The organism is Arthrobacter sp. Z1-9, assembly GCF_054792695.1.
This window is the reverse complement of the sequence record NZ_CP096456.1, coordinates 1180921-1207668: the sequence shown is the minus strand read 5'-3', so window position 1 is coordinate 1207668 and position 26748 is coordinate 1180921. Positions and strand designations below refer to the sequence as shown.

The window sequence follows — 26748 nt, the reverse complement described above, 5'->3', positions numbered from 1 at the left end:
TGGTACGGCGGCGATGTGAAAACGTCCCGACCACCAGGTCGACAGTTACCATTTCCGAAGCTACCGTTTTCCCGCATCCCCGCGCTTACGGCACCTAGCTAGTTTTCTCTGCCCTAAAGCCGCCGCTGCCGGAACATCGGGAACGACTCCCGCACCCGGTCCACCGTCTCCAGCGAAACCTCAACCGACCGGACGCCAGCGGCAAGCCCAAGGTCGGCCTCAACCAGTCCCATCGGGTCCACGAGCACGCTCCGGCCCACCGATACCGGCGGCGACTGGCACACCCCTGCCACGTACGCGCTGTTCTCAATCGCCCGCGCTGCGTTCAGTGCCAGCCACTGCTCGGTCTTGTGCTCGCCCGGGACCCAGGACGAGCAAACCAGCAGGACCTGCGCGCCGGCGTCGGCCAGTGACCTGGCCAACTCCGGGAACCGCAGATCATAGCAGGTCATCAGCCCGAACCGCACTCCCCCGTGCTCGAACACCACCGGCGCGGTGGACGGACCGGGCTAGATGAACGTGGACTCCCCGAAGCCCTGCGCGTCGAACAGGTGGATCTTCCGGTAGACAGCCAGCCCGCCGCCGTCGGGCCCGAACGCCACCAAAGTGTTGTACGCCCGGCCCGGCTCGTCCGAGGTTTCCACCACGCCCGCCACCAGTGCGATGCGGTGACGACGGGCAATGCGGGCAAGCTCGCGGCAGACGGGTCCGTCCAGCCGCTCGGCCACTGCGAGGAACGTCGCGTCCACCTTCTTCTCGTAGGTGGCGTACTCCGGGAAGGCGACCAGCGCGGCGCCGTCGCGCGCGGCCTCGGCGGCGAACCGGTCAATCGCGGCGAGGTTGGCCCGGATGACGGCACCCGACTCCAGCGGCCCCAGCGCAATCCTCACGGCACTTCCTTCCCTCGGCCAAGCGGCCACACGACAAACTGCCAGAATCAGGCGGCGGCCTCGGCCGTCGCCTTCTCCGTGGCCGTCATCTCCGGCGGCGAGGCCTTGAACCCGCGCGTGATCAGGGCAAGAACCACCACGCCCAGCACCAGCCAGGACACACCCAGCGTAATGGCGTTGCTGTCCAGCCGGGAGAGCAAGTAGGCGCAGATGACCGCGCCGATCACCGGGACCACCACATAGGACACCGGGTTCAACTGCTGCCCGGCCCGGCGCTGGCGCACATAGTGGAACACCACCGAGGCGTTCACCAGCGTGAAGGCGGTGAAGGCACCAAAGTTGATGAACGACGTCGACGTGGCCACGTCCAGGAAGATCGCGATCAGCCCAACGATGCCGGTGACCACCAGGTTCGCCACCGGCGTGTGGAACTTCTCGCTGAGCCGGCCAAAGACCGCCTTGGGCAGGACGGAGTCGCGGCCCATCGCATACAACAGGCGGGAGGCACTGGCCTGGGCTGCGACGCCGGACGCGAACTGCGCCACCACCAGCCCGGCCAGGAACACAGCGCCGAACAGCTGTCCGCCGATCTGCAGGGCGACTATCGGCGAACAAGCCGCCACAGGGACGTGACCTCGGCCGCGCGCGCCTCGAACAGAGGATCGTCGCGATCCGATGCCTTCGGGTGGGTTGGCTTGGTGTCGAGCCGTTCCCGCACCTTCAGCCCGGCCGCCTTGATGGCGGTCAGCAGATCGTCACGCGACCGCAGGCCAAGGTGCTCGGCCAGGTCGGAGAGGACAAGCCAGCCCTCACCGCCCGGCTCCAGATGGTCGGGGAGTTCGTTCAGGAAGCGGAACAACATCCTGCTGCCGGGGTCGTAGACAGCGCTGTCCAGGGTGGAATGCGGCGTGGCCGGAATCCAGGGCGGGTTGCACACGACGAGCGGTGCCCGTCCGGGCGGGAACATGTCGGTCAGGACGGCCTCAGCACGGTCCTGGACACCGAGGTTCCGGAAATTCTCACCGGCGCAGGCGATTGCACGAGGTTCATTGTCCGTTGCTACCACGCGGTGGACGCCACGGCGCGCGAGGACGGCGGCGAGTACCCCGGTGCCGGTTCCGACGTCGAACGCCAGCGTGTCAGAGGGCAGCGCAGCGGCGGCCACGAGATCCACATACTCACTCCGGGTGGGGAAGAACGTGCCATAGTGCGGGTGGATGCGGCCCTGCAGGGCGTCGACGTAGACGCCATTGCGTCGCCACTCGTGGGCGCCAATTGCCCCGACAAGCTCATGCAGGGACACAATGGAAGATTCGCCGACATCACCGTACGCTTCAGCGGCGGCCTCCCGGATATCCGGTGCTCGGCGCAGCGGCACCACCGGGCCCGGATCAAGGGGAATCAGCAGCAGGCCGAGAATGCGTGCACGATGCGAGCGGGACTGGCGATGCCGATAGAACTTTTCGGCCGGAGTTCCTGCGATCTCTTTCTTTCCGGCGCTTATCCGCCGGTCCAGGGCGTTGAGGATCTGCCGTGCGTTGTGGAAGTCACCGTGCCAGAGCATCGCGATCCCCTGCGACGCCATCCGGTACGCCTCATGGGCCGTGAGAGAGTCGGAGACCACTTCGACGCGCGTCGGCGCCGGTCTGCCGTTCGCCGAACGCCATCGCGCGGTCATGCTGACACCAGCCTCGACCCAGCACACGAGGGCGCGTTCATCCACCACAGCTGTGCGCGAGGGCTTGGAGCCCGGCGTCGGGATTCCCAGGGGAGCTGGCATGTCGGTACTGATAAAGATCCATTCCAAAGTCCGGGGGCGGATCGGAGACTGACGGTTGCGGCGGCGATTCCACGACGTCCAAGGCTACGGCCCAAGATTCCAGACCGTCATCCGGCAGCGAACCGAGCTTCTTGATCGATGGCCGCTGGAGCCCTTGAACCTACATTGTCAGGATACAGGGGTGCTACAGCCGCCGCTGCCGGAACATCGGGAATGACTCCCGCACCCGGTCCACCGTATCCAGCGAGACCTCCACCGCCCGAACACCCGGCTCCAGCCCGAGGTCCGCCTCAACCACCCCCATCGGGTCCACCAGCACGCTCCGCCCGACCGACACCGGCGGCGCCTGGCACACCCCTGCCACGTAGACGCTGTTCTCGATCGCCCGCGCCGCGTTCAGTGCCAGCCACTGCTCCGTCTTATGAATACCCGGCACCCAGGACGAGCAGACCAGCAGGACCTGCGCGCCGGCGTCGGCCAGTGACCTGGCCAGCTCCGGGAACCGCAGGTCGTAGCAGCTCATCAGCCCGAACCGCACTCCCCCGTGCTCGAACACCACCGGCGCGGTGGACGGACCGGGCTTGATGAACGTGGACTCCCCGAAGCCCTGCGCGTCGAACAGGTGGATCTTCCGGTAGACAGCCAGCCCGCCGCCGTCGGGCCCGAACGCCACCAGCGTGTTGTACGCCCGGCCCGGCTCGTCCGAGGTTTCCACCACGCCCGCCACCAGCGCAATGCGGTGGCGGCGGGCAATGGCGGCCAACTCCCGGCAGACGTGCCCGTCCAGCGGTTCGGCGACCGCGGGGAAGGTCGCGTCCACCTTCTTCTTCTCGTAGGTGGCGTACTCCGGGAAGGCGACCAGCGCGGCGCCATCGCGCGCTGCCTCGGCGGCGAACCGGTCGATCACTGCGAGGTTGGCCCGGAGGTCGGCGCCCGACTCCAGCTGCCCCAGCGCAATCCTCACGGCAATCCTTCCCTCGGCCCGGTGGCCACACTGCAAACTGCGAGCGTCAGGCAGCCGCCTCAACCGTCGCTTTCTCCGTGGCCGTCATCTCCGGCGGAGAGGCCTTGAAGCCTCGGGTGATCAGGGCCAGGACTACCACGCCCAGCACCAGCCAGGACACCCCCAGCGTAATGGCGTTGCTGTCCAGCTGGGAGAGCAAATAGGCGCAGATGACGGCGCCGATCACCGGGACCACCACGTAGGACACCGGGTTCAGCTGCTGCCCGGCCCGGCGCTGGCGCACATAGTGGAACACCACCGAGGCGTTCACCAAAGTGAAGGCGGTGAAGGCACCAAAGTTGATGAACGACGTCGACGTGGCCACGTCCAGGAAGATCGCGATCAGGCCCACGACGCCGGTGACCACCAGGTTCGCCACCGGGGTGTGAAACTTCTCGCTCAACCGGCCGAAGACCGCCTTGGGCAGGACGGAATCACGACCCATTGCGTAGAGCAGGCGTGAGGCACTGGCCTGCGCGGCAAGACCTGAAGCGAACTGCGCCACCACCAGGCCCGCCAGGAACACGGCGCCGAACAGCTGCCCGCCAATCTGCAGGGCAATGGAGCTCGCTGCGGACGCCGCGTCCTCGAACACGCCGCCGGGGTGGACCAGCTGGGTCACGTAGGACACTGCCACGAAGATGCCGCCGCCGATCAGGGCCACAAGCATGATGGCGCGCGGCACGGTCCGGCGCGGGTTGATGGTTTCCTCGGTGAGGGTGGTGACAGCGTCGAACCCCAGGAACGAGTACGCGGCGATGGCGGCGCCGGCGGAGATGGTGGCGAAGCCGGCGGTGTCATTGAAGAACGGTTGCCCGCTGGCCAGTCCCCCGGCGCCGTCGGCGGACACCACGCTGCCAATGGCCAGCGCCACGAAGAACACCAGGACCAGCAGCTGGAACGCCATCAGCACGTAATTGGCCTTGTCCGCCACCTTGATGCCCAGGATGTTCAGCAGCGTGGTGATGACGATGAAGCCCACGATCCAGACGCCGATGGGGATGCCGGGGAACTGGGCGCTCAGGTAAGAGCCGCCGATCAGCCAGATGACCATGGGCAGGAAGAGGTAGTCCAGCAGGACGGCCCAGCCCACCAGGAACCCGACCCGGGAATCGATGGACCGGCGAACGTAGGTGTAAGCGGAGCCGGCCACAGGGTAGGCGATGGCCATCCGGCCGTAGCTGTGCGCGGTGAACAGCATGGCCACGAGCGCCACGAGGTACGCGGCGGGTGCGGCGCCGCCGGTGGTTTCGGCGATGATGCCGAAGATCCCCAGGACGATGATGGGGGTCAGGTACGCCAGCCCGAACAGGACCAGCGAGGGCAGCTTCAGCGTGCGGGTGAGGGTTGTTGTCACGGTGTTTCCTTAGGGCTTGTAGGACGGCGGTGTCCAGGTGGCCGGGTTGATCCGGCCTTGGTAGACGGAAAGTTCGACGGCGGGCTCCCCCTCGCGGAACTGCGACCAGGGGCGGTTGAGGTTCTCCGTGCCGTGCGTGCGGACGCGGTCGACGGCGGAAAGGTCCAGTTCCGCGGTGAGCAGCTGCGGGGCGTCGTCGGGTGCCTCGGCGAGGGTGTTGCCCTCCGGATCGACGATGATACTTTTGCCCTGGCCGGTGGGGCCGGCGCAGTTGACGCTGACCATAAAGACCTGGTTAACGATCGCATTGGCCTTGGCGAGGATCAGTTCCTGTTTGCGGTCCGGGGTGGTGGTTTTGACGACGTTGAGGATGACGTCGGCGCCCATCCAGGCGAGCTGGCGGGACACCTCCGGGTACCAGGCGTCGTAGCAGATGTTCAGGCCCACCCTGCCGATGCCGGGCAGATCCACGGTGGTGAACTTGTCGCCGGGGTCGTACGGCTCGAACGGGCGCCAGGGGAAGATCTTCCGGTAGTAGCCGGCGAGCTCACCTTCCGGGGACAGGACCAGCTGGGTGTTGAACAGCTGCCCTTCCGGACCGCGTTCGCAGACGCTGCCGGGAACCAGCCAGATGTTGAGGTCTTTCGCGAGTTGTTTGAGCTCTTTGACCCGCGGGCCGTCCAGGGGCTCGGCACTTGCCTGGAGCATTTCGGTGCGCTGCAGGTCCGGGTTTTCGTCGCCGAACAGGTGGAGCTCGGGGAAGACCACCAGTTTGCTGTGCGGCTGGGCTTCGAGGGCTTCTTTGACCTCGTCCGCGAAGGCCGAGACGGGTTCGCCGATGAGCCGCGGCCGGGCCTGGGCAGCGATGAGGGGAAGGATGCGTTGCATGGGTTTGTCTCCGCGTTGGGGTGTGATCCGGGTTATATTAGATCAGAATGAACCAATAAAGGAAAGGGGGCGGCGTGGGCCGTAAGGTAGCGGACATGACCCGTCAGCTGGAGGACACCGCCGAGCCCGCCCGCTTTGGTGCCGGCAGGATGCCCGGAATGGAGCGCCGCAGTGCGATTGATGCTGTGCGGATGCGGATTGGCATGGCGATCTCCCTGGGGCTGCTGAAGCCGGGCGAGCGGCTGCCGGACCAGGAGGACGTGGCGCTGGGTCTTTCGGTCAGTCCGATTACCGCCCGGCGCGCATTGGCCAGCCTTGCCGAGCAGGGCGTGGTGGTCCGCCGGCGCGGCCGGGCCGGCGGGACGTTTGTGGCAGATTCGCCGCCTTCTGATGTTTTGGCTGAGCTCTCTGCTTCGCCGGCGGAGTCCCAGGTTGTAAACCGCCTGGTGGACCGGCGGCTGCTGTTCGAATGCGCTGTGACACACTATGCGGCGGTCAACGCCACGGCTGAGCAGCTCGATGAGCTGGAGCGGCTGACGCATGAGATGGCCGAAGCGAGCGACTGGTCCTACTACCACCGGATGGACGAGCAGTTCCATCAACTCGTGGGTACTGCGTCATGCCTGCACTCCGCCGTCGAGGTTTATCACGAGACGCTCGCCGAGCTCTACGACTACTTCATCCCCTACCCCATCGAGAAGCTGCACAAGTCCAACCACGACCACATTGCGCTCGTGGCCGTCCTCCGCGCCCGCAACGTTGAGGAGGCCGTGGAGGTTGCCCGGAAACACGTGGACATCCTGCACCGGACGATGTTTATGGGGCTTGCAAATGTTGGAGGGCCATCGGCGTCCGGCTAAATTGAGACTCTCGCATTCGTGCCGCCGCCACAGGATGGCCTCATGGACGACTACAGCACGGAAGAGGGCTGCTGTCGTTGTTGGGATGAGTCCGAAGACGCTACGACAAGGGCTCCGTGACAAACGTTCCAACGGTGCCGTGCAAATACCTCCCCAGCATGGAGGAAATTCGTTTCTTCGACCCGCTTACGTGGAACAACTCGCTGCCGAGCGTGGACGGCGCATTTGAAAACAATTGACGCCTTTGTCTGTTCCCACTAATCCAGCCCTTTTGCCAGCAGACTAAGAGCCGAGTCTCCGACCCGATCCCGCGCGAGCAGTTGTTGATGACCCGGGTCATGGCACCTGGTCCGAATGGATTCCCTTTAGTGATGCCCTCAAACTGGCTCCGCGCTTTCCTGGCATCTACATGTTCCGCATTGCGGCGGAACCTCGTCGCGGCCCTGTCTACGTAGGGATGGCTGGAGAACGGAAGGGCTATGGGCTCCGTGGCCGGCTTGCAATCTATGCAAGCGGCAAGGGAGCCGGATCCGGCTTGGGAAAACATGCTTTTGACAGAGCCCTAGAAGACCCGAAGTGGCTCCAAGCTCGGCTGGACGAAGCTCTTGCAGGCACTCCCATGAGGGCAAAGGCCGCCGCCCGTTCCGCAATTGACCACGCAGGCCTCGAAGTTCGCTGGCAGACGGTCGGGACAAGAGCTCAGGCTCTGCCTCGTGAAGCTCAACTCATAAGCGAATACCGCCCACAGCCTTGGGACCGCTAGTCGTTGTCCAGCCTACCAATCCTCTCTTGGCAATCATGCTCGGTGCAATGCGCGCGAATTTTCCAAGCCTCCTGAGCATGCCCGCCTTGAAGAAGAACTATCCTTTCCCTCGCATCAATGCAAGTAGGCGGTCTAAGACCTTAGTGCCCTGGCTGACCTGATGAGCAAGGGGCGGTATGTTGATGTACCAAGGGTAGGCATTCCCAGACCCGACGGTGCGGGCTAAGTTTGCCAGCGAAAACCTCACGTTGCTGCAACCGTTAGGTCATATTTTCGATGCCCAACTTGCCGCTCGCACCCTCCTTGTGAGTCTTTGGGCCGGGATCCCGAACGATGCTGAGGACCCGGGCTTCTGCGCCGCCGTGCCACTTTGCGGCGTTCAGTATCCAGCCCTTCCCGTTCAACTGACCTTCAACAACTAATGGATCGAAAAAGCGATTAATAGACTCGATATGGGAGCCGTATCGTCGCGCCTATTGCCCTGCCCGCTACGTCGAGTCCTTCATCATTCGAAGCACAGATCAAACAGCAGCGGAACGAGGAAGCGGCCTTTCGACCGCGTACCGTGCCCCGAATGCTGCAGGACATATCGGCTTCGCCTAACACACCCGTGGACACACACGGAAATGCTGTGTTTTCTTCTGCCGAGCTAACGGCACCAGTCAGGGATCTGCCGTAACTGGGCAGCTCGGTGGGATATTCTTACGAGGTTTCCGCGCTTCACGAGGATGGAGCGGCAAGGGGTCCGGGCACGTGGCTCCTTGATGCGGCTTGATACTCGTTTACATTGAATTTGGGGGCAGAAGTGGGCGCAACCGCCACTTTGAAGCGTATGGCTAGCGCTTTCACTATTTTTGCGATCGCAGCAGGGGCGCTGCTTTGGAATCCGCCAGCTTCATCAGCCGAGGTCTACTCTGTGTCGGGTGTTCTTGTTGATTCGAACGGCGAGCCGATCGCTGGTGCCTTCGCAGGAATCAGCGGGGACGTCCTCGATCCTGACTCCCTAACCGATAGCGAAGGCCGTTTTAGTATCCCCGTAGGCGGGACTTCTCCCGTACTTGCTTTTGCCTACGCTGCCCCGAAGGCCGAGCCTCAAATCACCATCGAGACCAACAACCTGGAAATCAGCGGCTCGACCAACATCGGAACCGTTAAACTTCCCCCGCTGATCCCTGCAGTAATTCGCGTGGTCGACAGCAACGGACGTCCCGTGGCCGGAGCCACCGTCTCCAACGACCACTACATCGACATGAGCCCGAACGAGTGGATCGACGCCGGCACCGGACTCAATGAACGCCTAATAGCCAGCCACGGATTCTGGCGTCCCCGTTCCACCACCAATGCAGCCGGAGAAGCGCACCTGAGAACTCCACGCCTCGCTTCAGGCCTGCCGAACCTTTTCATCCACTACAAGGACCCAGACACAGGCATCACCCTCACTACAACCATCCCGCAGGGTGCAGACCCCAACACCACCACCACAGCAAAACTGCCTCCGGTCTCCTCTGTGTCGGGTGTTCTTGTTGATTCGAACGGCGAGCCGATCGCTGGTGCCTTCGCAGGAATCAGCGGGGACGTCCTCGATCCTGACTCCCTAACCGATAGCGAAGGCCGTTTTAGTATCCCCGTAGGCGGGACTTCTCCCGTACTTGCTTTTGCCTACGCTGCCCCGAAGGCCGAGCCTCAAGTCACCATCGAGACCAACAACCTGGAAATCAGCGGCTCGACCAACATCGGAACCGTTAAACTTCCCCCGCTGATCCCTGCAGTAATTCGCGTGGTCGACAGCAACGGACGTCCCGTGGCCGGAGCCACCGTCTCCAACGACCACTACATCGACATGAGCCCGAACGAGTGGATCGACGCCGGCACCGGACTCAATGAACGCCTAATAGCCAGCCACGGATTCTGGCGTCCCCGTTCCACCACCAATGCAGCCGGAGAAGCGCACCTGAGAACTCCACGCCTCGCTTCAGGCCTGCCGAACCTTTTCATCCACTACAAGGACCCAGACACAGGCATCACCCTCACTACAACCATCCCGCAGGGTGCAGACCCCAACACCACCACCACAGCAAAACTGCCTCCGGTCTCCTCTGTGTCGGGTGTTCTTGTTGATTCGAACGGCGAGCCGATCGCTGGTGCCTTCGCAGGAATCAGCGGGGACGTCCTCGATCCTGACTCCCTAACCGATAGCGAAGGCCGTTTTAGTATCCCCGTAGGCGGGACTTCTCCCGTACTTGCTTTTGCCTACGCTGCCCCGAAGGCCGAGCCTCAAATCACCATCGAGACCAACAACCTGGAAATCAGCGGCTCGACCAACATCGGAACCGTTAAACTTCCCCCGCTGATCCCTGCAGTAATTCGCGTGGTCGACAGCAACGGACGTCCCGTGGCCGGAGCCACCGTCTCCAACGACCACTACATCGACATGAGCCCGAACGAGTGGATCGACGCCGGCACCGGACTCAATGAACGCCTAATAGCCAGCCACGGATTCTGGCGTCCCCGTTCCACCACCAATGCAGCCGGAGAAGCGCACCTGAGAACTCCACGCCTCGCTTCAGGCCTGCCGAACCTTTTCATCCACTACAAGGACCCAGACACAGGCATCACCCTCACTACAACCATCCCGCAGGGTGCAGACCCCAACACCACCACCACAGCAAAACTGATCGCCTTGGCTCAGAGGATCTCCGTCACCCCGGCACCGGTGATTTTCATCGACAACGACGGCACGGCTGAGGACACCTACACGATCCCGGTCACCGACGGCGTCGAGTACCAGATCGACGGCAAGACCATCGCGGCCGGGACTTACCCCGGCACCGGGACCATCACGGTCACAGCGAAGGCCAAGGCGGATTACGTCCTGACCGGCACCATTGAATGGGCCACGACGTTCAAGGCCACCCCGCACCAGGTCACCCCGGCACCCGTGGTGTTCACCGATCAGGACGGCACGGCTGAGGACACCTACATCATCCCCGCGACCGAAGGCGTCGACTATCTGGTCAACCGATCTGTTGTTGCTGCCGGCACTCACGTGGCCACCGGCACCATCACCGTGACCGCGAAGGCCAAGACGGACTATGTCCTGACCGGCACCACGGAATGGACGGTCACGTTCAAGGCCACCCCCTACCAGGTGACGCCGGCCGCGGTGGTATTCACCGATCGGGACGGCATGAGCCAGGACACCTACACCGTCCCCGCCACAGACGGCGTCGAGTACCAGATCGACGGCAAGACCATCGCGGCCGGGACTTACCCCGGCACCGGGACCATCACGGTCACCGCGAAGGCCAAGGCGGATTACATCCTGACCGGCACCACCGAGTGGGTCACGACGTTCAAGGCCACCCCGCACCAGGTCACCTCGGCACCGGTCGTGTTCACCGACAACGACGGCACCACCCAGGACAGCTACACCATCCCCGCCGCCGACGGCGTCGACTACCAGGTCAACGGTGAGACGAAAGCCGCCGGAACCTACCCCGCCACCGGGACCGTCACGGTCACCGCGAAGGCCAAGACGGACTACGTCCTGACCGGCACCACCGAATGGAACGTGACCTTCAAGGCCACCCCGTACCAAGCCACCCCCGCACCCGTAGTCTTCAGTGACAAAGACGGCACGGCTGAGGACACCTACACGATCCCGGCCGCCGACGGCGTCGACTACCAGGTCAACGGTGAGACGAAAGCCGCCGGAACCTACCCCGCCACCGGGACCGTCACGGTCACCGCGAAGGCCAAGACGGACTACGTCCTGACCGGCACCACCGAATGGACCGTGACCTTCAAGGCCACCCCGTACCAAGCCACCCCCGCACCCGTAGTCTTCAGTGACAAAGACGGCACGGCTGAGGACACCTACACGATCCCGGCCACCGACGGCGTCGACTACCAGATCAACGGCAAAACCATCGAGGCAGGCACCTACCCCGGCACCGGCACCATCACGGCCACCGCGAAGGCCAAGACGGACTACGTCCTGACCGGCACCACCGAATGGACCACCACATTCAAGACCACCCCGCACCAGGCCAGCCCCGCACCGGTGGTCTTCAACGACCTGGACGGCACGAGCCAGGACAGCTACACGATCCCAGCGACCAACGGCGTCGACTACCTCATCAATATCGCTGTTGTTTCCGCCGGCACCCATGCGGCCACCGGGACCGTCACCGTGACCGCGAAAGCCAAAACCGACTACGTCCTGACCGGCACCACCGAATGGACCACGACGTTCAAGGCCACCCCGTACCAGGCCACCCCGGCCGCGGTGGTGTTCACCGACAACGACGGCACCGCCGAGGACACTTACACCATCCCCGCCACCGACGGCGTCGACTACCAGATCGGCGGCAAGACCATCGAGGCAGGGACCTACCCCGGCACGGGAACAGTCATTGTCACCGCGAAGGCCAAGACGGACTACGTCCTGGCCGGCACCACCGAATGGGCCGCCACCTTCAAGGCCACCCCTTACCAGGCCACCCCGGCCGCGGTGGTGTTCACCGACAACGACGGCACCAACCAGGACACCTACACCATCCCCACTACCGACGGCGTGGACTACCTGGTCAACGGATCTGTTGTTGCTGCCGGCACCCGCGCGGCCACCGGCACCATCACGGTCACCGCGAAGGCGAAAACTGATTACGTCCTGACGGGCACCACCGAATGGACCACGACGTTCAAGGCCACCCCGCACCAGGTCACCCCCGCACCGGTGGTCTTCACCGACAACGACGGCACCGCCGAGGACACTTACACCATCCCAGCCAACGACGGCGTCGATTATGAAGTCGGTGGCAAGACCATCGAGGCGGGCACCTACCCCGGCACGGGGACCATCACGGTGACCGCGAAAGCCAAGACCGACTACATCCTGACCGGCACCACCGAATGGACCACGACGTTCAAGGCCACCCCCTACCAGGTCACCCCCGCACCGGTGGTCTTCACGGACAAAGACGGCACAGCCGAGGACGCCTACACCATCCCCGCCACCAACGGCGTCGACTACCTCATCAACAACACTGTTGTTGCCGTCGGGACCTACCCAGGCACGGGGACCATCACGGTCACCGCGAAGGCAAAGACGGATTACGTCCTGACTGGCACCACCGAATGGGTTGCCACCTTCAAAGCCACCCCGTACACCGCAAAACGGTTGAATGACTTTACCGGGGACGGCAAAACAGACCTGATCGCCCGCGACGGATCCGGTCAGCTGTGGCTGTACCCCGGGACGGGGACCGGCGACTGGTCCAAGCGGATCGACCTCGGCGGCGGCTGGGACGTGATGTCCACAATCGTCAGCGCAGGTGACTTCAACGGCGACGGAAAAGCAGATGTCATCGCCCGGGACACCAACGGTGAGTTGTGGCTCTACCCCGGCACCGGCACCGGCGACTGGTCCAGACGGCAGAACATGGGCGGCGGCTGGAACGTGATGACTTCCATCGTTGCCCCCGGGGACTTCAATGGTGACGGTTTGCTGGACCTGATCGCCCGGGACAGCAGCGGCGAACTGTGGTTGTATCGCAACGACGGTGCCGGCGACTGGCTCAAGCGCGTTGATCTCGGCGCAGGCTGGAACATCATGAGCTCCATCATCGCCCCAGGGGACTTCAACTCCGATGGCAGCGTCGACCTCATCGCTCGCGACACCAGCGGCCGCCTGTGGCTCTACCCCGGAAACGGGCAGAACGAATGGCTCAAACGCGTGGATCTGGGCGCGGGCTGGAACACCATGACCGCGATCATTGCACCCGGTGACATGAATGGTGACGGCAGGCCCGATGTTATAGCCCGCGACACCAGCGGCGAGCTCTGGCTCTATCCGAACAACGGCAGCGGCGACTGGTACAAGCGGATCGACCTCGGTCCTGGGTGGACACCCATGACCGCGATCCTCTGAGGCGCCAAGCCAAGGAACCATGCCCGCAAGCAAAAGGGCGCGCCCGGCCAAAAGCCGGACGCGCCCTCTGCATACCCGAATCCATGAAGTGGCTTGCAGCCGACTGGTTCAGTCGATCAGCACCGGCTGCTTGTCGCCGTCCGACGATTCGACACCCGGCCGAGCATCCCTGTTCCGGTGGTTCAGCCAGTTCGCAACCGCAAGCAGCGCCACGAGTGCGAATGTGCTCAGGAGCTGGGGACGGGACTCCTCGCCGATGAAGCCCACCGTAAAGATCGCCGCGAGGATGAGCAGGCCAAAGCACGTGAGCCACGGGAATCCGGGCATCCGCAGCGGAAGGGCCGTTCCCTCGCGGTCGGCGCGGAGGCGGAGCGAGAGCTGGGCCAGGAGCGCGGACGTCCACACCAGCAGGCAGGTGGAACCCACGATGTTCAGCAGGACGCCAAGGACCATCTCGGGGAATGCCAGCTCCAGCACCACCGTGACAACACCGAAGGCAACGCTGGCCAGGACCGCGACCACCGGAACCCGCGCCTTGGACACGGATGCAAGCAGCCGCGGAGCTTCACCCCGCTCGGCCAGGGAGTACGCCATCCGGGAGGCGCCGTAAAGGTTGGCGTTCAGCGCGGAGAGCAGAGCTGCGACGGCCACCAGGGTGATGGCGGTGGCTGCACCGGGCATCCCGGCGGCCTCCAGCACGGCGGCGAACGGGCTCTTCAGCCCCGCCGAGCCGACGGGAACCACGGCCGCGATAATGAAGATGGCGCCGATGTAGAACACCAGGATGCGCCACAGCACCGTGCGGACTGCCTTCTTCACGCTGCGGGCCGGCTCAGCGGTCTCAGCTGCGGCCACGGACACAATCTCCGTGCCGCCAAACGCGAACGCCACCACAAACAGCGCCGTCGCAATGCCGGCGAAACCACTGGGCGCGAAGCCATCGCCCATGAAGTTGGACAGGCCCGGCGACTGGACGCCCGGCAGCCAGCCGAAGAGCAGGGCAGCACCCACAGCCAGGAACGCCACGATCGCTGCCACCTTGAGCAGGGCGAACCAAAACTCGAACTCGCCGAAGTTCTTCACGCTGGTCAGGTTCACAGCGGTGAGCACCACGATGAACAGGAAAGCCATCAGCCACACCGGCAGCGCCGGGAAGATGGTTGCCAGCAGGCCGGCCGCACCGAGCGCTTCCGCTGCGATGACCACCACGAGCTGGATCCACCAGAGCCAGCCCACGGTGGCTCCGGCCACCGGCCCGTAAGCCTTGGCGGTGTAGACGGAGAAGGCACCGCTGTCCGGATTGGCGGCGGCCATCTCACCGAGGGCCCACATCACCAGAATAATGAGGGTGCCCGCCACGAGGTAGGAGATCAGCACCGCCGGCCCGGCCGCCTGGATGCCGGCCCCGGAGCCGATGAAGAGGCCAGCACCGATGGCGCTTCCGAGGCCCATCATCGTGAGCTGGCGGGGTTTGAGGGCCGCGCCGAGGGCGCGGGCAGACGTCTTTGTCTGTTGTTCCATGGGGATTCCTCTAGTTAGTAGGTGGAACGGGTTGGGGTTGAGGGGTCAGTTGATTTCAGGCTGCGTGTGCTGCCAGGAGCCGGAGCACCCGGTCGTTGGAGGCGCCGTCGGCAATGGTGATCCGCACGCCGTCGCCCTGGTAGGCCCGGACCAGGATGCCCGCGCCGTCGAACGCCTCGACGAGTCTCGCCCGGAGCTCGTCATCTGCACGGATCCACAGGAAATTGCCCTGGCTCGGCTGCAGCTTCCAGCCCTGGGCTGCCAGGTGCGCGGCCATCCGTGTACGCTCCTGCTTCACTGCGGCGACCCGCGCCTCCATCTCCTCCCCCGTGTCCAGCGAAGCGATGGCTGCCTTCTGGGCCAGCGCGCTCACCGAGAAGGGCAGGGCGGTCCGGCGCAGCCCCTCAGCAATGGCCGGAGCCGCCACGGCGTACCCCACCCGCAGGCCGGCGAGTCCGTAGGCCTTCGAGAAGGTCCGCAGGATGCAGACGTTCGGGTACTCGCGGTAGAGCTCCAAAGAATCGGGCCCGCTGCCCGCTTCGGCGTACTCCACGTAGGCCTCGTCGATCACCACGAGGATGTCCGAGCGGACCGCGCGCAGGAAGGCCTCGATGCGTTCGTGACTGATCGGGACACCGGTGGGATTGTTGGGGGTGCAGAGCAGGATGACCTTCGTACGCCCAGTGACAGCCGCGGCCATGGCATCGAGGTCATGCCCCTCGGCATCGTCCAGCGGGATGCGGACCGGCCGGGCGCCCGCCAGCTCCACCAGGATGGGGTAGGCCTCGAAGGAGCGCCACGCGAAGATCACTTCATCCCCGGCGTCGCACAGTCCGGTGATGATCTGCTGGAGGACACCCACGCTGCCGGGTCCCACCGCCACTTCCCCCGCCGTGACGCCCAGGTGCCAAGCGATCCGTTCGCGGAGTTCGACGGCGGCCGCGTCAGGATAGCGGTTCATGGTAGCTGCCGCTGCCGCCACCGCAGCAGCGGCAGCGGGCAGCGGCTCGTAATGGCTTTCGTTGCTGGCGAGGGCTGCGATGTCCGTGCCGGCGCTGCGCCTGCCCGGGACGTAGGACGGAAGTCCGGTCACCGCGTCACGAAGGGTGGGGCGCGCGGTATCCGGTGAAGTCCGGAACTGAGTGAGGGTCATGAGGACCGATCATGATTGTGATCGGGAGCACATTGCAAGATACGCTCATGGCATTGGGACTTCTGCTCAACTTCTACTGTGTGTGGTGAAAATATGACCATCGCTAACTCTCGTACCCTGGATTCCCTCGACGGCAGGATCATCCTGGCCCTCGACAAGGACCCCGAAGCCAGCGCCCTGGCACTCTCCCGGACACTCGGCGTCGCACGCAACACCGTCCATGCCCGGCTGGCACGGCTCGAGCGCAGCGGCGCCCTCCGCTCCTTCAGCCGCAGGCTGGACCCCGCCGCGCTCGGCTATGACCTGATGGCCTTCCTCTCACTGGCCATCAGCCAGACGCGGGCGGGTGCGGTGGAAGACGGGCTCGCGGCCATCCCGGAGGTGATCGAGGTGCATGCCACCACCGGCGACGCGGACCTGATGGCCAAGGTGGTGGCCCGGAGCACGGCCGACCTCTACCGCATCACCAACCAGATCCTGGCCATCGACGGGATCCAGCGGACCAGCACCGCCATTTCGGTCGTGGAACTCATGCCGCCGCGCTACGACGGCCTCCTGGCCCGGCTGTCCCGGCAGGAATTGGGCACCGCGGACGAAACAACAGGTGACGCGCGCCACAAGTAGGCGTATTTTCAGTTCCTCCTGCTTCCAACTGCCAAAAATCCCACTTCAACGCCGCGGTATTGCTTATTTGACCGCAGGCTCGCAAGCTTCCTGCATGACCACTCTCACTGTCTCCGGCCGCGTGGCGCAGGTTCTTAGCAGCTATATCAGCGATGTCTTCGGCGTTATGGGCAACGGAAACGTCTACTTCCTAGACGCGGCGGAGAAGCTTGGCCTCCGCTTCTCCCCCGTCCGGCACGAAGGCGCGGCCATCGCCGCCGCCGACGCCTACTACCGGGCGTCCGGACGCCTCGCGGCGGGCACCACCACGGACGGCCCGGGCTACACCAACGCCCTCACCGCCCTCGCCGAGGCGGTCCAGGCGCAGATCCCCGTCGTGCTCGTCACCGGGGATGCGCCTAGCAGTGGCGCCCGGCCGCAGGACGTGGACCAGACAGCCATCGCCGCCGGCCTTGGCGCGGCCACCTTCACCGTCACGCGCGACGCCGCGGGCTCCATCACGCGGCAGGCGGTGGAGTACGCACTCACGAAGCGCACCGCCGTCGTGATTGCCATTCCCTACGATCTCGCTGCATTGGAGGCTGCGGACGAGGAGGTTCCCGAGCTGCCAGCAGCGAAGGTGATTGACGACGTCGACAGCGGGCTTGGGCAGGCAGCCAGCCTGCTCGCCGGGGCGAAGCGGCCGCTGATCCTCGCCGGCCGGGGTGCGCACCTCGCCGGCGCCGGCCCGGAACTCCGCAAACTCGCCGACCGGCTCGGCGCACTGACCGCCGGAACCGCCCTCGCGCTCAACCTCCTCAACGGCGAGGGGTACCTGGGCGTGGCCGGCGGTTTCGGCACCGACACCGCGGCGGGCCTCATGAGCGAGGCCGACGTGGTCCTGGTGGCCGGGGCGAGCCTGAGCCCCTTCACCATGCGGTTCGGGCACCTGCTCGGCCCGGACAGCACGGTCATCCAGATCGACACGGCCCTGCAGCCGACCAACTCCCGGGTGGACCTGTTCGTCAGCGCGGACGCGAAGACCGCCGCGGAGCGTCTCCTTCGTCTTCTGGAAGACAGGGCTGCCGCGGAAGCGTGGCGCGCGGAAGCCCGCAAACGCCTGGCCGAAGGACCGGCCCACAGCCCCGGTTCCGGTGTGACCGAGGACGGCAGGCTGGATCCGCGCGCCCTCGCCACCGCGCTGAATGGTGTGCTGCCGGAGCGCCGCACGGTGGTTCAGGACGGCGGGCACTTCATCGGCTGGGCACCCATGTACTGGAACATCCCGCGGCCGCAGGACCTGGTGATGGTGGGGACCGCCTTCCAGTCCATTGGCCTGGGACTTGCGAGCGCCGTCGGGGCAGCCCGCGCAGTGGAGGACGGCCGCACCCTGGTGCTGGCGTCCGGTGACGGTGGTTTCCTGATGGGCCTGTCCGACCTCGAATCGCTCATCGGTACGGCGAGCAGCGCCGTCGTGGTGATCTACAACGACGCCGCCTACGGAGCCGAAATCCACCAGTACGGCTCACAGGGCCTGACCGAAAAGCCGATGCTGATCCCGGAGGTGGACTTCAGCGGTGTCGCCCGGGCACTCGGTGCAGAGTCGGCAGTCATCCGATCGCTGGCGGACCTGTCCGCGCTTACGGAGTGGATCGACGCCGGTGCCAAAGGAACCTTCGTGGCCGACTGCCGGATCACCTCCACCGTCCGGGCGCCGTGGCTGACCGAGTGGATGAACGCCAAGGAGGCTGCGAAGGCGGCGGTGGCGGGGTAGCTAACCGGTGCCTAAAAGTCGGTTCTTCGGACTGAGCGGTGGACTTGGTAGTCGTCGCCCCGGGGAATGGTGACAGCCAGGAAAGGCCATACGTCACCAAATACGAGCGTGCACGGGCCGTTAAAACAGGAGTGCCGTGGATACTTTCGAGGGTATCCAAGGCACTCCTGTTGTGGCTTGCTTACTTATCGCAGCCGATACCGTCGCCGTCCCTGTCCAGGTGCTTGCCGTAGCCGGGCGTTCCGGCGTAAACCGGTGCTGCACCTGCCGCTCGGGCTGCAGTGCAGTTGGCGAACGGAGCGGCGGCGGGAGCCGGTGCCGGTGCCGGTACTACGGGCGCAGGCACAACAGGCGCGGGCGCGGCGGGTACCTGCGGGGCTGGACGTGCTGCCGCATCCCGAGCGGCCTGCTCTGCCGCAGCCTGTGCGGCTGCAGCTTGGTCCGCTGCAGCCTTCTCAGCGGCGGCCTTCGCCACAGCCGCTGCTTCTGCTGCGGCGTTCTCGGCCACTACCTTTTCGGCGGCAGCTTTCTCAGCCGCAAGAACGTCAAGGGACTTGACGCCGAGCTTTACCACGGAGCCCTTATCCGCGCTCTTGCCTTCCGTAGGGTCCTGGGAGATAACCTGCCAGTTCTTCTTCACAACAATCGATTTGCCCTCGACGGCGTCCGCAGCTTCGACTTCGAACCCGAGCGCCTCCAGCTGATCTGTTGCCTTATCCAGGGTCAGGCCCACCACACCGGGAACCGTCACCGTTTGTTCAACAGTCTCGACAGCTGTAGCAGCGGCCGCGGGCTCGACGTCCGCCTGCTTGCCGCCACATCCTGTCAGCATCAGGCCGGCCAGCACGGCCAGCGCCAGTGATTTCTTCAAATTTCCAGTCTTCGTCATCGTTTCCCCCATAGGAATGTTGGTTGTTGGTGTGTAAGTGGAATGCGGAACCCCGAAAAGCTAGGGCGTTATTCGCAGGCAACGCCGTCCGAGTCGCGGTCCAGCGCAGGCCGGTAGCCGGCGTGCCCGGCGAAAAGCGGCGCGGCGCCGGCGGCCCTGGCGGCGGCGCAGTTGGCATAGTAGGCGGCCGCCGCTGCCGGCGCGGGCACAGCGGGGGCAGGAACGGGTGCCACAGGGGCAGGGGCGGGTGCTACTGGAGCGGGTGCGGGTGCGGGTGCCGGAGCAACCGGAGCGGGCACCGGGGCGGCGGGAACAGGAGCAACGGGCGCGGGGGCGGGTTCAGCCACAACAGGTTGGGGAGCCTGCGCGTTCGTAGGCGCCAGCTGCCCGGAGCAGTCGCCCAGAATCCGCGCCATGGCGTCGTGCTCGGCTTGAGTTACCCACAGCATGTACGTCGCCTTCACTGAAATCTGTCGGGCGACGTACTCGCACCTAAAGCCCTTGTTCGGCGGCAGCCAGGTGGCGGCGTCGCCGTCGCCCTTCTTCATGTTTGTGGGACCGTCCGTCGCCTGAAGGTTCAGCGGGTCGTTGGCAAACGCCGTCCGCTGCTCCGTAGTCAGCTGCTGCGCGCCCTTCTGCCAGGCATCGCTAAGTGCGACTACATGATCGATCTGGACCGCGGTACTCGTGGCCTGCCCACGCAGGAAGCTGATGCTCATACCCGTGTACGGGTCTGCCAACGTTCCCGACTTCACCTTGCACGGCACGCTGTTGACGTAAGTAATGGCCGTAAGGTCGCGGTTGAGCATGTCGTTGCGCGTGTCGCAGCCGTTGCGGTCCACGTCCGCCCATGCCTGTCCGAACAGCGCCCGGTCATACCCCGTTTTAGGAGCCCTGCCCTTGATGGGAAGGGTTGCCAGCAGGTCCAGCGCCTTCGTGGCGTAAGAAGGCTGCTGGTTTGGTGCCGAGACCGAGGTGCCTTGTGCCACCACGGCCGCCGTCTCCGGGTCCAGTGGCGCGCCGGTCTCGTTTACTGTGGGAGTGGCCGACGGCGTGGCGCTGGCGGTAACGGTGGGGCTGGCAGTCACTGTCACCGTTGAGACGGTGGTGTCCGACGCGGCAGTTTCCAAGTCTGCGGTGGCCACCCGCGGCAGGGCGAGCCCACCGGCAATGAAGAGGGCGAAGGAGGTGGCGAGTGCGACGGCACCCGCTTTGCGCCTTGCCGGCAACATGGCCCAGGAGCGGCGACCCGTTGCCAAAACGTAGAATCCCGTCAGCGCACCGGCAATGGCGAGGAAGACTAGCGCGAGTCCTATCCCGCTGCTCAACGCTCCCAGAAGCATGAAAAGGCCGGTGACAGTTCCGACGATCACAGTGGAGGTGCGTAATTTGCGCGGCGGTTTGGGCGCAGGCGCTGATGAACCCAGAAGGGTGCGGTAGTTCGACAATTCTTTCCCCCATAAAGCGAGCCACCTAGGGCCCCTAATTCGCTGCTAGTCCCGCGAATGTATTTCGTCAAGCCTATTTCGTTGCCATGTGCAGAAATCCCAATTTCCACGATCCTGCGGCAATGCTCAGCTCCTCTTGATGGAACCTTGAGCATGTTTGTCGTACTCGAGCTTCCGCGCTTAACAATCCGGGCAAACGGATCGAGACCGTGCAGATCCTCCTCGCACCCGAACCAGCTAGCCGTCACCGGAACTATCTGCCCGTGCGATGCGCCACTTGGTGGCCTGACCCGGAATACCGAGGTCCAGCCAGGCGGTTGTGGAAGGCATGAAGGCAATCACCTACAGCACATACGGAAACCCGGACGTCCTCGAATATGGCGATCAGCCGATGCCAAAGGTCGGGCCAGGCATGGTCCTGGTCAAGGTCAAGGCAGCAGCAGTGAGCCCGGTGGACTGGAAGATCATGGCCGGTGGTCTGGATGCCGTCATGGACCTGCAGTTTCCCGCCATCCCCGGCTGGGACGTGGCCGGGGTTGTGGAGTCGGTGGGGATCGATGCCAAGCAGTTCAAGCCAGGCGACGAGGTCATTTCCTACGCCCGCAAGGACTACGTCCACGGTGGGAGCTTCGCGGAGTACATCGCGCTGCCGGAGCGGCTCCTGGCGCGGAAGCCTGCCTCGCTCGGGTGGAACGAGTCAGCGGGCCTGCCGCTCGCCGGCCTGACCGCCTACCAGGTCCTCAACCGGCTGGGCCTGAAAGCCGGTGAAACTGTCCTCATCCACGGTGGCGCCGGGGGCGTGGGATCGCTTGGCATCCAGATCGCAGTTGCCATGGGCGCCACCGTCATTGCCACCGCCTCCGAGAAGAACCACGAGTTCCTCCGTTCCCTGGGTGCGGAGCCGGTTGCCTACGGAGACGGGCTCGCAGAACGCGTCCGTGAACTGCGCCCTAACGGCGTGGACGTCGTTGCCGACTTCGTGGGAGGAAACCTCGAGGCAACGCTGGCCGTGCTGGCCGAGGGAAGCCGGCACGCCTCGATCGCCGACAGTGACGTCGAACAGCACGGCGGAGACTGGATGTGGGTCAACCCGGTGGGCGCCGACCTGCAGAAACTCGCCGACCTGGTGGACAGCCGGAAGATCCGCGTGGAAGTTGCCGGAGTCTTCCCACTGGAGAAGGCCACGGATGCCTTCCGCAGCAACATGGAGGGCCATACCCGCGGCAAGATCGTTGTAGCCGTGGACCAGAACTCCTAACAGGCAGCTGGTTGACAAAGGCTCCGTCCCCAAGGGGGCGGAGCCTTCGCTGTGCGGAGCTCTTGCCACCCATGACGCCGAATGGTTCGGCACCCAGCCGAGTGCCGCCGTCGTACCTTCCCGCTTTACATCACCGTCGGCTTCCCCGGCCGCCCCTTGTGCTCCGCCCGTGCGATCTCGAAACTGCTCTCGAACGGAAGCGTCTCCACATCCAGCAACGGGTTGTTGTCCTGCGTCGCCACCAGCTTCTGCGCAGCCTCAACAGACTCGACGCTGGGCATGGACCCGGGCAGGTGCCGCCCGGCCGATTCGGGCAGGAACCGGATGGCTACGGCGGCAATGGCGGCCACAGTAATGAGATAGTACCCAATCGCCATGTCGTCGCCGGTCAGCTCGATCAGGGCCGCGATGATAAACGGTGCCGTTCCGCCGAAGATTGCCACCGCCAGGTTGTACGCGATGCCCATGGCGGAATAGCGGTGCTCGGTGGGAAACAGCGCCGGCAGCGCCGACGCCAGGTTCGGCACCGAAAACGCCACCGGGAAGGCGATCAGGGCCAGGCCCAGCAAGGTCATGGGGACGCTGCCCACCGCTATGGCCAGGAACGCCGGAACCGCGAACACCACCGTACTGAAGGCCCCGATCCACAGCACGCGGCGGCGGCCGATCCGGTCCGAAAGCAGCCCGGTAAACGGGATGCACAGCGCCATAGCCACCAGCACCGGGATGGTCAGCAGCGTCCCCTCCACCTCGCTATACCCCTTGTTGCTGGTCAGGTACGTGGGCATGTAGGACGTGAGGGCATAAGCCACGGTGTTGGCGGCCGCTGCCAGGATCATGGCCAGCACGATGGGCCGCCAGTGTGCCTTCAGGATTCCGACCGGGCCCACGGGGCGGAGCTCCTCCCCGGTCTCGGGATGCTTGGCCGCCACGGCTTCAGCCTCCATCGTGGCTTTGAAGGCGGCCGACTCCTCGATCTTCATCCGGAAGTAAACGGCCACAGCGCCCAGCGGACCGGCCACCAGGAACGGGATCCGCCAGCCCCAGGCCTCCATCTGCTCCTGCCCCAGCGTCAACTGCAGGGCGGACACCACCAGCCCGCCCGCTGCGAACCCGAGGTAGCTGCCCATGTCCAGGAAACTGACGTAGAAGCCCCGGCGGCGGTCCGGTGAATGCTCGCACACGAACGTGGTGGCCCCCGAGTATTCGCCGCCGGTGGAAAAGCCCTGCACCAGCTTGAGGACAACCAGCAGCACCGCCGCCCACATGCCCAGCACCGCGTACCCGGGAAGCAAGCCGACGGCGAACGTCGCCACGGCCATGAGCATCAGCGTCATGGCCAGCACCTTCTGGCGGCCGATCTTGTCCCCCAGCCAGCCGAAGAAGATCCCGCCCAGCGGCCGGGCGATGAACGTGGCGCCGAAGGTCCCCAGCAGGAACAGGTTCTGCACCGCCCTGTCCGCCTCGGGCAGGAACACCGGCCCCATGGTGGTGATGAGGTAGCCGAACACGCCCACGTCGTACCACTCCATCGTGTTACCCACGATGGTGCCGCCGAGTGCCTTCCGCAGCGTGCGGCGGTTCACGACGTTGACGTCGGATACCTGCAGCCGCCGCTGCTGCCCGTTGTGCTCTGTCATGGCTCGCTCACCGCGCCTCGCTCACCAAGCCGGGCACGCGTCGTCGTTCTTCTTACCCCTTGACCGGCAGCAGCCCAGCATTTCCGTTCATCTTCCCACTGCCGGACCAAGGCAACAACGGTTGCGGTTTAGCCGTTGGATTCCTCGGCCCGCGCCTCAGGATCATCTGCGCTTGGCTCGTCGTGAACCTTTTTCGGGATCATTCCCTCAACGTCAGCGGGCACGGGCGGGTCCTTCTCATAGTCAGTAGACATAGGTAGACATAGGCCAACCCTGGGCTGCACCCTGTACGTCACCGTATGTACAAACAACGGACGGCCACCCCTTAGCCGGGGTGGCCGCCAGTCTTAGTGCGCGGGTTACTGCCAACCGTCTAAACATCGGTACTCGATGTTCCGTTGAAACGGCCTAGCCTTGGAACAAGGGATACGGCCCACCAGGTGGTGCTGTGGCTCCTGGACCCGGTCAACAACATTGAAAACCACCCGAAAGGGATGCACCCATGCGGATACTCGTCGTCGGAGCCGGAGCAACAGGCGGGGTGTTCGGAACCCTCCTGCAGGAAGCGGGACGGGATGTCACGTACCTGGTGCGGCCGCGCAAGCAGGAGATCCTTCGCCGTGACGGGTTGCGCTTCATCTCCCCCACCGCTGACCGGACGCATCCGGTGAAAACCATCACCGCCCCGGACGGGTCAAAGGCCTTCGACCTGATCCTCGTCACGGTCAAAGCCACCGCGTTCGAGGGAGTGCTCGGTGAGATCGGCGCCTTCGTCGGGCCCGGAACCAGCATTATTCCCATCCTCAACGGCATGGCTCATGTGGACTGGCTGGAGCAGAAGTACCCGGGCCAGGTGCTCGGCGGCCTCGCGCGGATCGTTGCCACCCTCGACGGCGATGTGGTCCGCCAGCAGGTGCCCCTCACTTCCCTCATGGTTGGAGGGCTGAACGGAAATCCGGTCCCTCAGGAGGTTTCCGAAGCTCTGGACGTGCCCGGCGTCGACTTCTCGGTAGTGGACGACGTAGTAGGCGCACTGTGGGACAAATGGGCCTTCATCGCTGCCGCCGGAATCATCAACTGCCTGTTCCGGGCGCCGGTAGGCCGAATCCTCGACGCCGGCGGGCAGCCCAGAATCCTGGAGGCCATCAGTGAAACCGAAGCGGTGGCAGCGGCGGCAGGACATCCCGTTTCCGACGCCGCTCATGCACAGGCGGTCGGCATACTCACCGAGCCGGGCTCCGCGTTCACTTCCTCCCTCTACCGGGACCTCAGCGTCGGGCTCCCATCGGAATCCGAGCACATCCTCGGCGACCTTGCCCGCAGGGCCCGCGACCTCAACGTCCCGACGCCGCTGCTGGACCTCACCCTCATCCAGATCAGAGCCGGCCTCCCGCGCTGAGTTTTGCGATCCCGCACGCACCCGAAAAGGCGGCAGGACCGGCCTAAAGTGCCTGCCACCGCGGTACCGGATATTAGGTCAGGGAAGGATCTTTCCTGTTTCAGGCCGCAGGTTTGATGTTGTGGTTGATGTGGAACAGGTTGCCGGCATCGTACTTCGCCTTGATCCTGGCCAACCTGGCGTAGTTGCCGCCGTAGTTGTCCTGGATGCTGGACTGGTCGTCGGCATCAAGGAAGTTAACGTAGCCCCCGCCGGCTCCGTAGGGACGCAGGGCCTGGTGGTAGTCCCTGACCCACCTCGTGTTGGCCACGTTGTCCTCCGGGGACTCCCACATTCCGGCGATGGCTACCGAGAAGTTGGCATCCCGATAAGGGAAGGCAGTCTCATCCTGCCCCACGCGTTGGGCCGCACCGTTGATGGGGTAGTAATGATTGGCGGTCTGGGGACTGGGCACCCCGGCTCCGAATGTCCGGGCAACTCCGATAACATCGTCGCTAAGCTCCGGAAGGAACTCCGCCTTCCAATATGCCTGAAGGCCTTTCGGGAGCAGCGGGTCGAACAACGTGTTGAGCATCGGGTACGGGATCGGGCCGACAAACGACCCGGCGACTGGGGCAACATCCAGGAACTGCTGCCATTGCCGCTCGCCTTCATCGTGGGGACCGGTCCAGCAGCCCACCACAACCACCACGGGTTTACCGTGGTGCTCCTCCGGCAGGAAGGGAACTGGTGGGCCTTGGTGGAATCCGAGGAAGATTCCCATGTCTTCGGGAGCTGTGGCGATATAGTCACGGTACAGCTGCCCAACAGCCTCAACCTGCTCGAGCAGGTAGATCACCACACCGCCGTAGACCACGTCGACCGGATGCAGGGTGAATTCCAGGGAAGTTACCGCGCCGAAGTTTCCTGTGCCGCCGCGTAACGCCCAGAAGAGATCGTCGTTCTCGGTGGCGCTGGCCGTGAGGAACTTCCCGTCCGCGGTCACAACATCCGCGGATATGAGGTTGTCGCAGGACAGTCCGTGCTTACGTGCGAGGTAGCCAATGCCGCCGCCAAGCGTCAGTCCGGCCACACCCGTGGATCCGATAATGCCGCCTGTTGTTGCCAGCCCGAACGCGTTTGTTGCGTGGTTGAAGTCGGCCCAGGTGGTGCCTGCCTCAGCTCGGGCGGTCCGGGCAGCAGGATCGACCCGGACGCCCGTGCGGTCGGCGAAGTCCAGCACGAGCCCACCATCGCAGGTCCCAAACCCTGGCGCACTGTGATCCCCACCCCGAAGCGCGAGGTCCATACCTTTGTCGCGGGCGAAATTTACTCCTGCGATGACGTCCGCGACCTGCGAAACCCGCAGTATGGCGGCGGGACGTTTGTCGATCATGCCGTTATAGACGGACCGTGACGCGTCGTAGTTGGGGTGGTCGGGGGTGATGACGTGGCCCCGGACATTCTCCTGCAGGGCCTGAAATCCATTGTTGTCCATGGTGACTTCCGTTCGCCCCGAGCATGGCCGATCGGGGACTACGCGCAGCCTTCCCCCCGGCCGTGCGGGACCTTGATAATGCAGCCGCTGCGGGCCGGGAAGAACCCGGGAAC

The 26748-nt window shown here is 64.8% G+C and carries 18 protein-coding genes and 1 pseudogene; 6 read left to right on the top strand and 13 right to left on the bottom strand.

Annotation, left to right across the window (positions count from 1 at the left end; genetic code table 11):
- Nucleotides 1–113: 113 nt before the first annotated feature.
- From M1D93_RS05580 to M1D93_RS05555, 6 genes and pseudogenes are all read right to left on the bottom strand, one after another.
- Nucleotides 114–890, bottom strand: a pseudogene (locus tag M1D93_RS05580) (carbon-nitrogen hydrolase family protein).
- Between the two features lie 47 nt (nucleotides 891–937).
- On the bottom strand, nucleotides 938–1513 hold the full coding sequence (locus tag M1D93_RS05575; protein ID WP_461174161.1) for an amino acid permease: 576 nt from the start codon (nucleotides 1511–1513) through the stop codon (nucleotides 938–940).
- Nucleotides 1492–2568, bottom strand: a complete 1077-nt coding sequence (locus tag M1D93_RS05570) for a methyltransferase (protein ID WP_461174938.1) — start codon at nucleotides 2566–2568, stop codon at nucleotides 1492–1494. The genes M1D93_RS05575 and M1D93_RS05570 overlap by 22 nt, the downstream gene beginning before the upstream one ends.
- A gap of 286 nt (nucleotides 2569–2854) precedes the next feature.
- Nucleotides 2855–3634 (bottom strand): carbon-nitrogen hydrolase family protein, encoded by a 780-nt coding sequence (locus M1D93_RS05565; RefSeq protein WP_461174160.1) that lies wholly within the window; start codon nucleotides 3632–3634, stop codon nucleotides 2855–2857.
- Nucleotides 3635–3680: 46 nt separating this feature from the next.
- Entirely contained in the window at nucleotides 3681–5030 is a 1350-nt protein-coding gene (locus tag M1D93_RS05560; protein ID WP_461174159.1) for an APC family permease, read from the bottom strand.
- A 9-nt stretch (nucleotides 5031–5039) separates the two neighbouring features.
- Nucleotides 5040–5918: a carbon-nitrogen hydrolase family protein gene (locus M1D93_RS05555; RefSeq protein ID WP_461174158.1), complete on the bottom strand. Its 879-nt coding sequence runs from the start codon at nucleotides 5916–5918 to the stop codon at nucleotides 5040–5042.
- A gap of 95 nt (nucleotides 5919–6013) precedes the next feature.
- Between M1D93_RS05555 and M1D93_RS05550 the strand changes: the two genes are divergently transcribed.
- Both M1D93_RS05550 and M1D93_RS05545 read left to right on the top strand, forming a co-directional pair.
- On the top strand, nucleotides 6014–6778 hold the full coding sequence (locus tag M1D93_RS05550) for a FadR/GntR family transcriptional regulator (protein WP_461174157.1): 765 nt from the start codon (nucleotides 6014–6016) through the stop codon (nucleotides 6776–6778).
- A gap of 1595 nt (nucleotides 6779–8373) precedes the next feature.
- On the top strand, nucleotides 8374–13473 hold the full coding sequence (locus M1D93_RS05545) for an FG-GAP-like repeat-containing protein (RefSeq protein ID WP_461174156.1): 5100 nt from the start codon (nucleotides 8374–8376) through the stop codon (nucleotides 13471–13473).
- Nucleotides 13474–13581: 108 nt separating this feature from the next.
- Here the strand turns inward: M1D93_RS05545 and M1D93_RS05540 are convergent, their stop codons facing one another.
- Both M1D93_RS05540 and hisC read right to left on the bottom strand, forming a co-directional pair.
- Complete coding sequence (locus M1D93_RS05540; protein ID WP_461174155.1) at nucleotides 13582–14994, bottom strand: amino acid permease; 1413 nt, start codon at nucleotides 14992–14994, stop codon at nucleotides 13582–13584.
- A 55-nt stretch (nucleotides 14995–15049) separates the two neighbouring features.
- Nucleotides 15050–16147 (bottom strand): histidinol-phosphate transaminase, encoded by a 1098-nt coding sequence (hisC, locus tag M1D93_RS05535; RefSeq protein ID WP_461174154.1) that lies wholly within the window; start codon nucleotides 16145–16147, stop codon nucleotides 15050–15052.
- A 93-nt stretch (nucleotides 16148–16240) separates the two neighbouring features.
- Here hisC and M1D93_RS05530 point away from each other — a divergent pair, with 93 nt between their 5' ends.
- Nucleotides 16241–16771: an Lrp/AsnC family transcriptional regulator gene (locus M1D93_RS05530; protein WP_461174153.1), complete on the top strand. Its 531-nt coding sequence runs from the start codon at nucleotides 16241–16243 to the stop codon at nucleotides 16769–16771.
- A gap of 94 nt (nucleotides 16772–16865) precedes the next feature.
- The gene (locus M1D93_RS05525) at nucleotides 16866–18524 is read left to right on the top strand and encodes a thiamine pyrophosphate-binding protein (protein WP_461174152.1); all 1659 of its coding nucleotides are present in this window, start codon (nucleotides 16866–16868) and stop codon (nucleotides 18522–18524) included.
- A 181-nt stretch (nucleotides 18525–18705) separates the two neighbouring features.
- On the opposite strand, the gene M1D93_RS05520 is transcribed toward M1D93_RS05525, so the two are convergent.
- Both M1D93_RS05520 and M1D93_RS05515 read right to left on the bottom strand, forming a co-directional pair.
- Nucleotides 18706–19395, bottom strand: coding sequence for an excalibur calcium-binding domain-containing protein (locus M1D93_RS05520; protein ID WP_461174151.1), 690 nt, complete (start codon nucleotides 19393–19395; stop codon nucleotides 18706–18708).
- An 86-nt stretch (nucleotides 19396–19481) separates the two neighbouring features.
- Nucleotides 19482–20786, bottom strand: coding sequence for a GmrSD restriction endonuclease domain-containing protein (locus M1D93_RS05515; RefSeq protein WP_461174150.1), 1305 nt, complete (start codon nucleotides 20784–20786; stop codon nucleotides 19482–19484).
- 403 nt (nucleotides 20787–21189) lie between these two features.
- Between M1D93_RS05515 and M1D93_RS05510 the strand changes: the two genes are divergently transcribed.
- Entirely contained in the window at nucleotides 21190–22119 is a 930-nt protein-coding gene (locus tag M1D93_RS05510) for an NADP-dependent oxidoreductase (RefSeq protein ID WP_461174149.1), read from the top strand.
- A gap of 125 nt (nucleotides 22120–22244) precedes the next feature.
- Here M1D93_RS05510 and M1D93_RS05505 read toward each other — a convergent pair whose 3' ends face one another.
- Both M1D93_RS05505 and M1D93_RS05500 read right to left on the bottom strand, forming a co-directional pair.
- The gene (locus M1D93_RS05505; protein WP_461174148.1) at nucleotides 22245–23759 is read right to left on the bottom strand and encodes an MFS transporter; all 1515 of its coding nucleotides are present in this window, start codon (nucleotides 23757–23759) and stop codon (nucleotides 22245–22247) included.
- Between the two features lie 128 nt (nucleotides 23760–23887).
- Entirely contained in the window at nucleotides 23888–24013 is a 126-nt protein-coding gene (locus M1D93_RS05500; protein WP_461174147.1) for a hypothetical protein, read from the bottom strand.
- A 248-nt stretch (nucleotides 24014–24261) separates the two neighbouring features.
- Between M1D93_RS05500 and M1D93_RS05495 the strand changes: the two genes are divergently transcribed.
- Nucleotides 24262–25158 carry a ketopantoate reductase family protein gene (locus M1D93_RS05495; protein ID WP_461174146.1) on the top strand — a complete coding sequence of 299 codons (897 nt, stop codon included), beginning with the start codon at nucleotides 24262–24264 and terminating at the stop codon, nucleotides 25156–25158.
- Between the two features lie 100 nt (nucleotides 25159–25258).
- Here the strand turns inward: M1D93_RS05495 and M1D93_RS05490 are convergent, their stop codons facing one another.
- The gene (locus M1D93_RS05490) at nucleotides 25259–26635 is read right to left on the bottom strand and encodes an FAD-binding oxidoreductase (protein WP_461174145.1); all 1377 of its coding nucleotides are present in this window, start codon (nucleotides 26633–26635) and stop codon (nucleotides 25259–25261) included.
- Nucleotides 26636–26748 lie beyond the last annotated feature (113 nt).

Excerpts from the sequence above, each read along its gene's own strand:
- M1D93_RS05510 (WP_461174149.1), top strand. The coding sequence starts at position 21,190 with ATGAAGGCAATCACCTACAGCACATACGGAAACCCGGACGTCCTCGAA.
- M1D93_RS05490 (WP_461174145.1), bottom strand. The coding sequence starts at position 26,635 with ATGGACAACAATGGATTTCAGGCCCTGCAGGAGAATGTCCGGGGCCAC.
- M1D93_RS05550 (WP_461174157.1), top strand. The coding sequence starts at position 6,014 with ATGACCCGTCAGCTGGAGGACACCGCCGAGCCCGCCCGCTTTGGTGCC.
- M1D93_RS05540 (WP_461174155.1), bottom strand. The coding sequence starts at position 14,994 with ATGGAACAACAGACAAAGACGTCTGCCCGCGCCCTCGGCGCGGCCCTC.
- M1D93_RS05500 (WP_461174147.1), bottom strand. The coding sequence starts at position 24,013 with ATGTCTACTGACTATGAGAAGGACCCGCCCGTGCCCGCTGACGTTGAG.
- M1D93_RS05530 (WP_461174153.1), top strand. The coding sequence starts at position 16,241 with ATGACCATCGCTAACTCTCGTACCCTGGATTCCCTCGACGGCAGGATC.
- M1D93_RS05570 (WP_461174938.1), bottom strand. The coding sequence starts at position 2,568 with ATGACCGCGCGATGGCGTTCGGCGAACGGCAGACCGGCGCCGACGCGC.
- M1D93_RS05555 (WP_461174158.1), bottom strand. The coding sequence starts at position 5,918 with ATGCAACGCATCCTTCCCCTCATCGCTGCCCAGGCCCGGCCGCGGCTC.
- M1D93_RS05495 (WP_461174146.1), top strand. The coding sequence starts at position 24,262 with ATGCGGATACTCGTCGTCGGAGCCGGAGCAACAGGCGGGGTGTTCGGA.
- hisC (WP_461174154.1), bottom strand. The coding sequence starts at position 16,147 with ATGACCCTCACTCAGTTCCGGACTTCACCGGATACCGCGCGCCCCACC.
- M1D93_RS05525 (WP_461174152.1), top strand. The coding sequence starts at position 16,866 with ATGACCACTCTCACTGTCTCCGGCCGCGTGGCGCAGGTTCTTAGCAGC.
- M1D93_RS05505 (WP_461174148.1), bottom strand. The coding sequence starts at position 23,759 with ATGACAGAGCACAACGGGCAGCAGCGGCGGCTGCAGGTATCCGACGTC.
- M1D93_RS05545 (WP_461174156.1), top strand. The coding sequence starts at position 8,374 with ATGGCTAGCGCTTTCACTATTTTTGCGATCGCAGCAGGGGCGCTGCTT.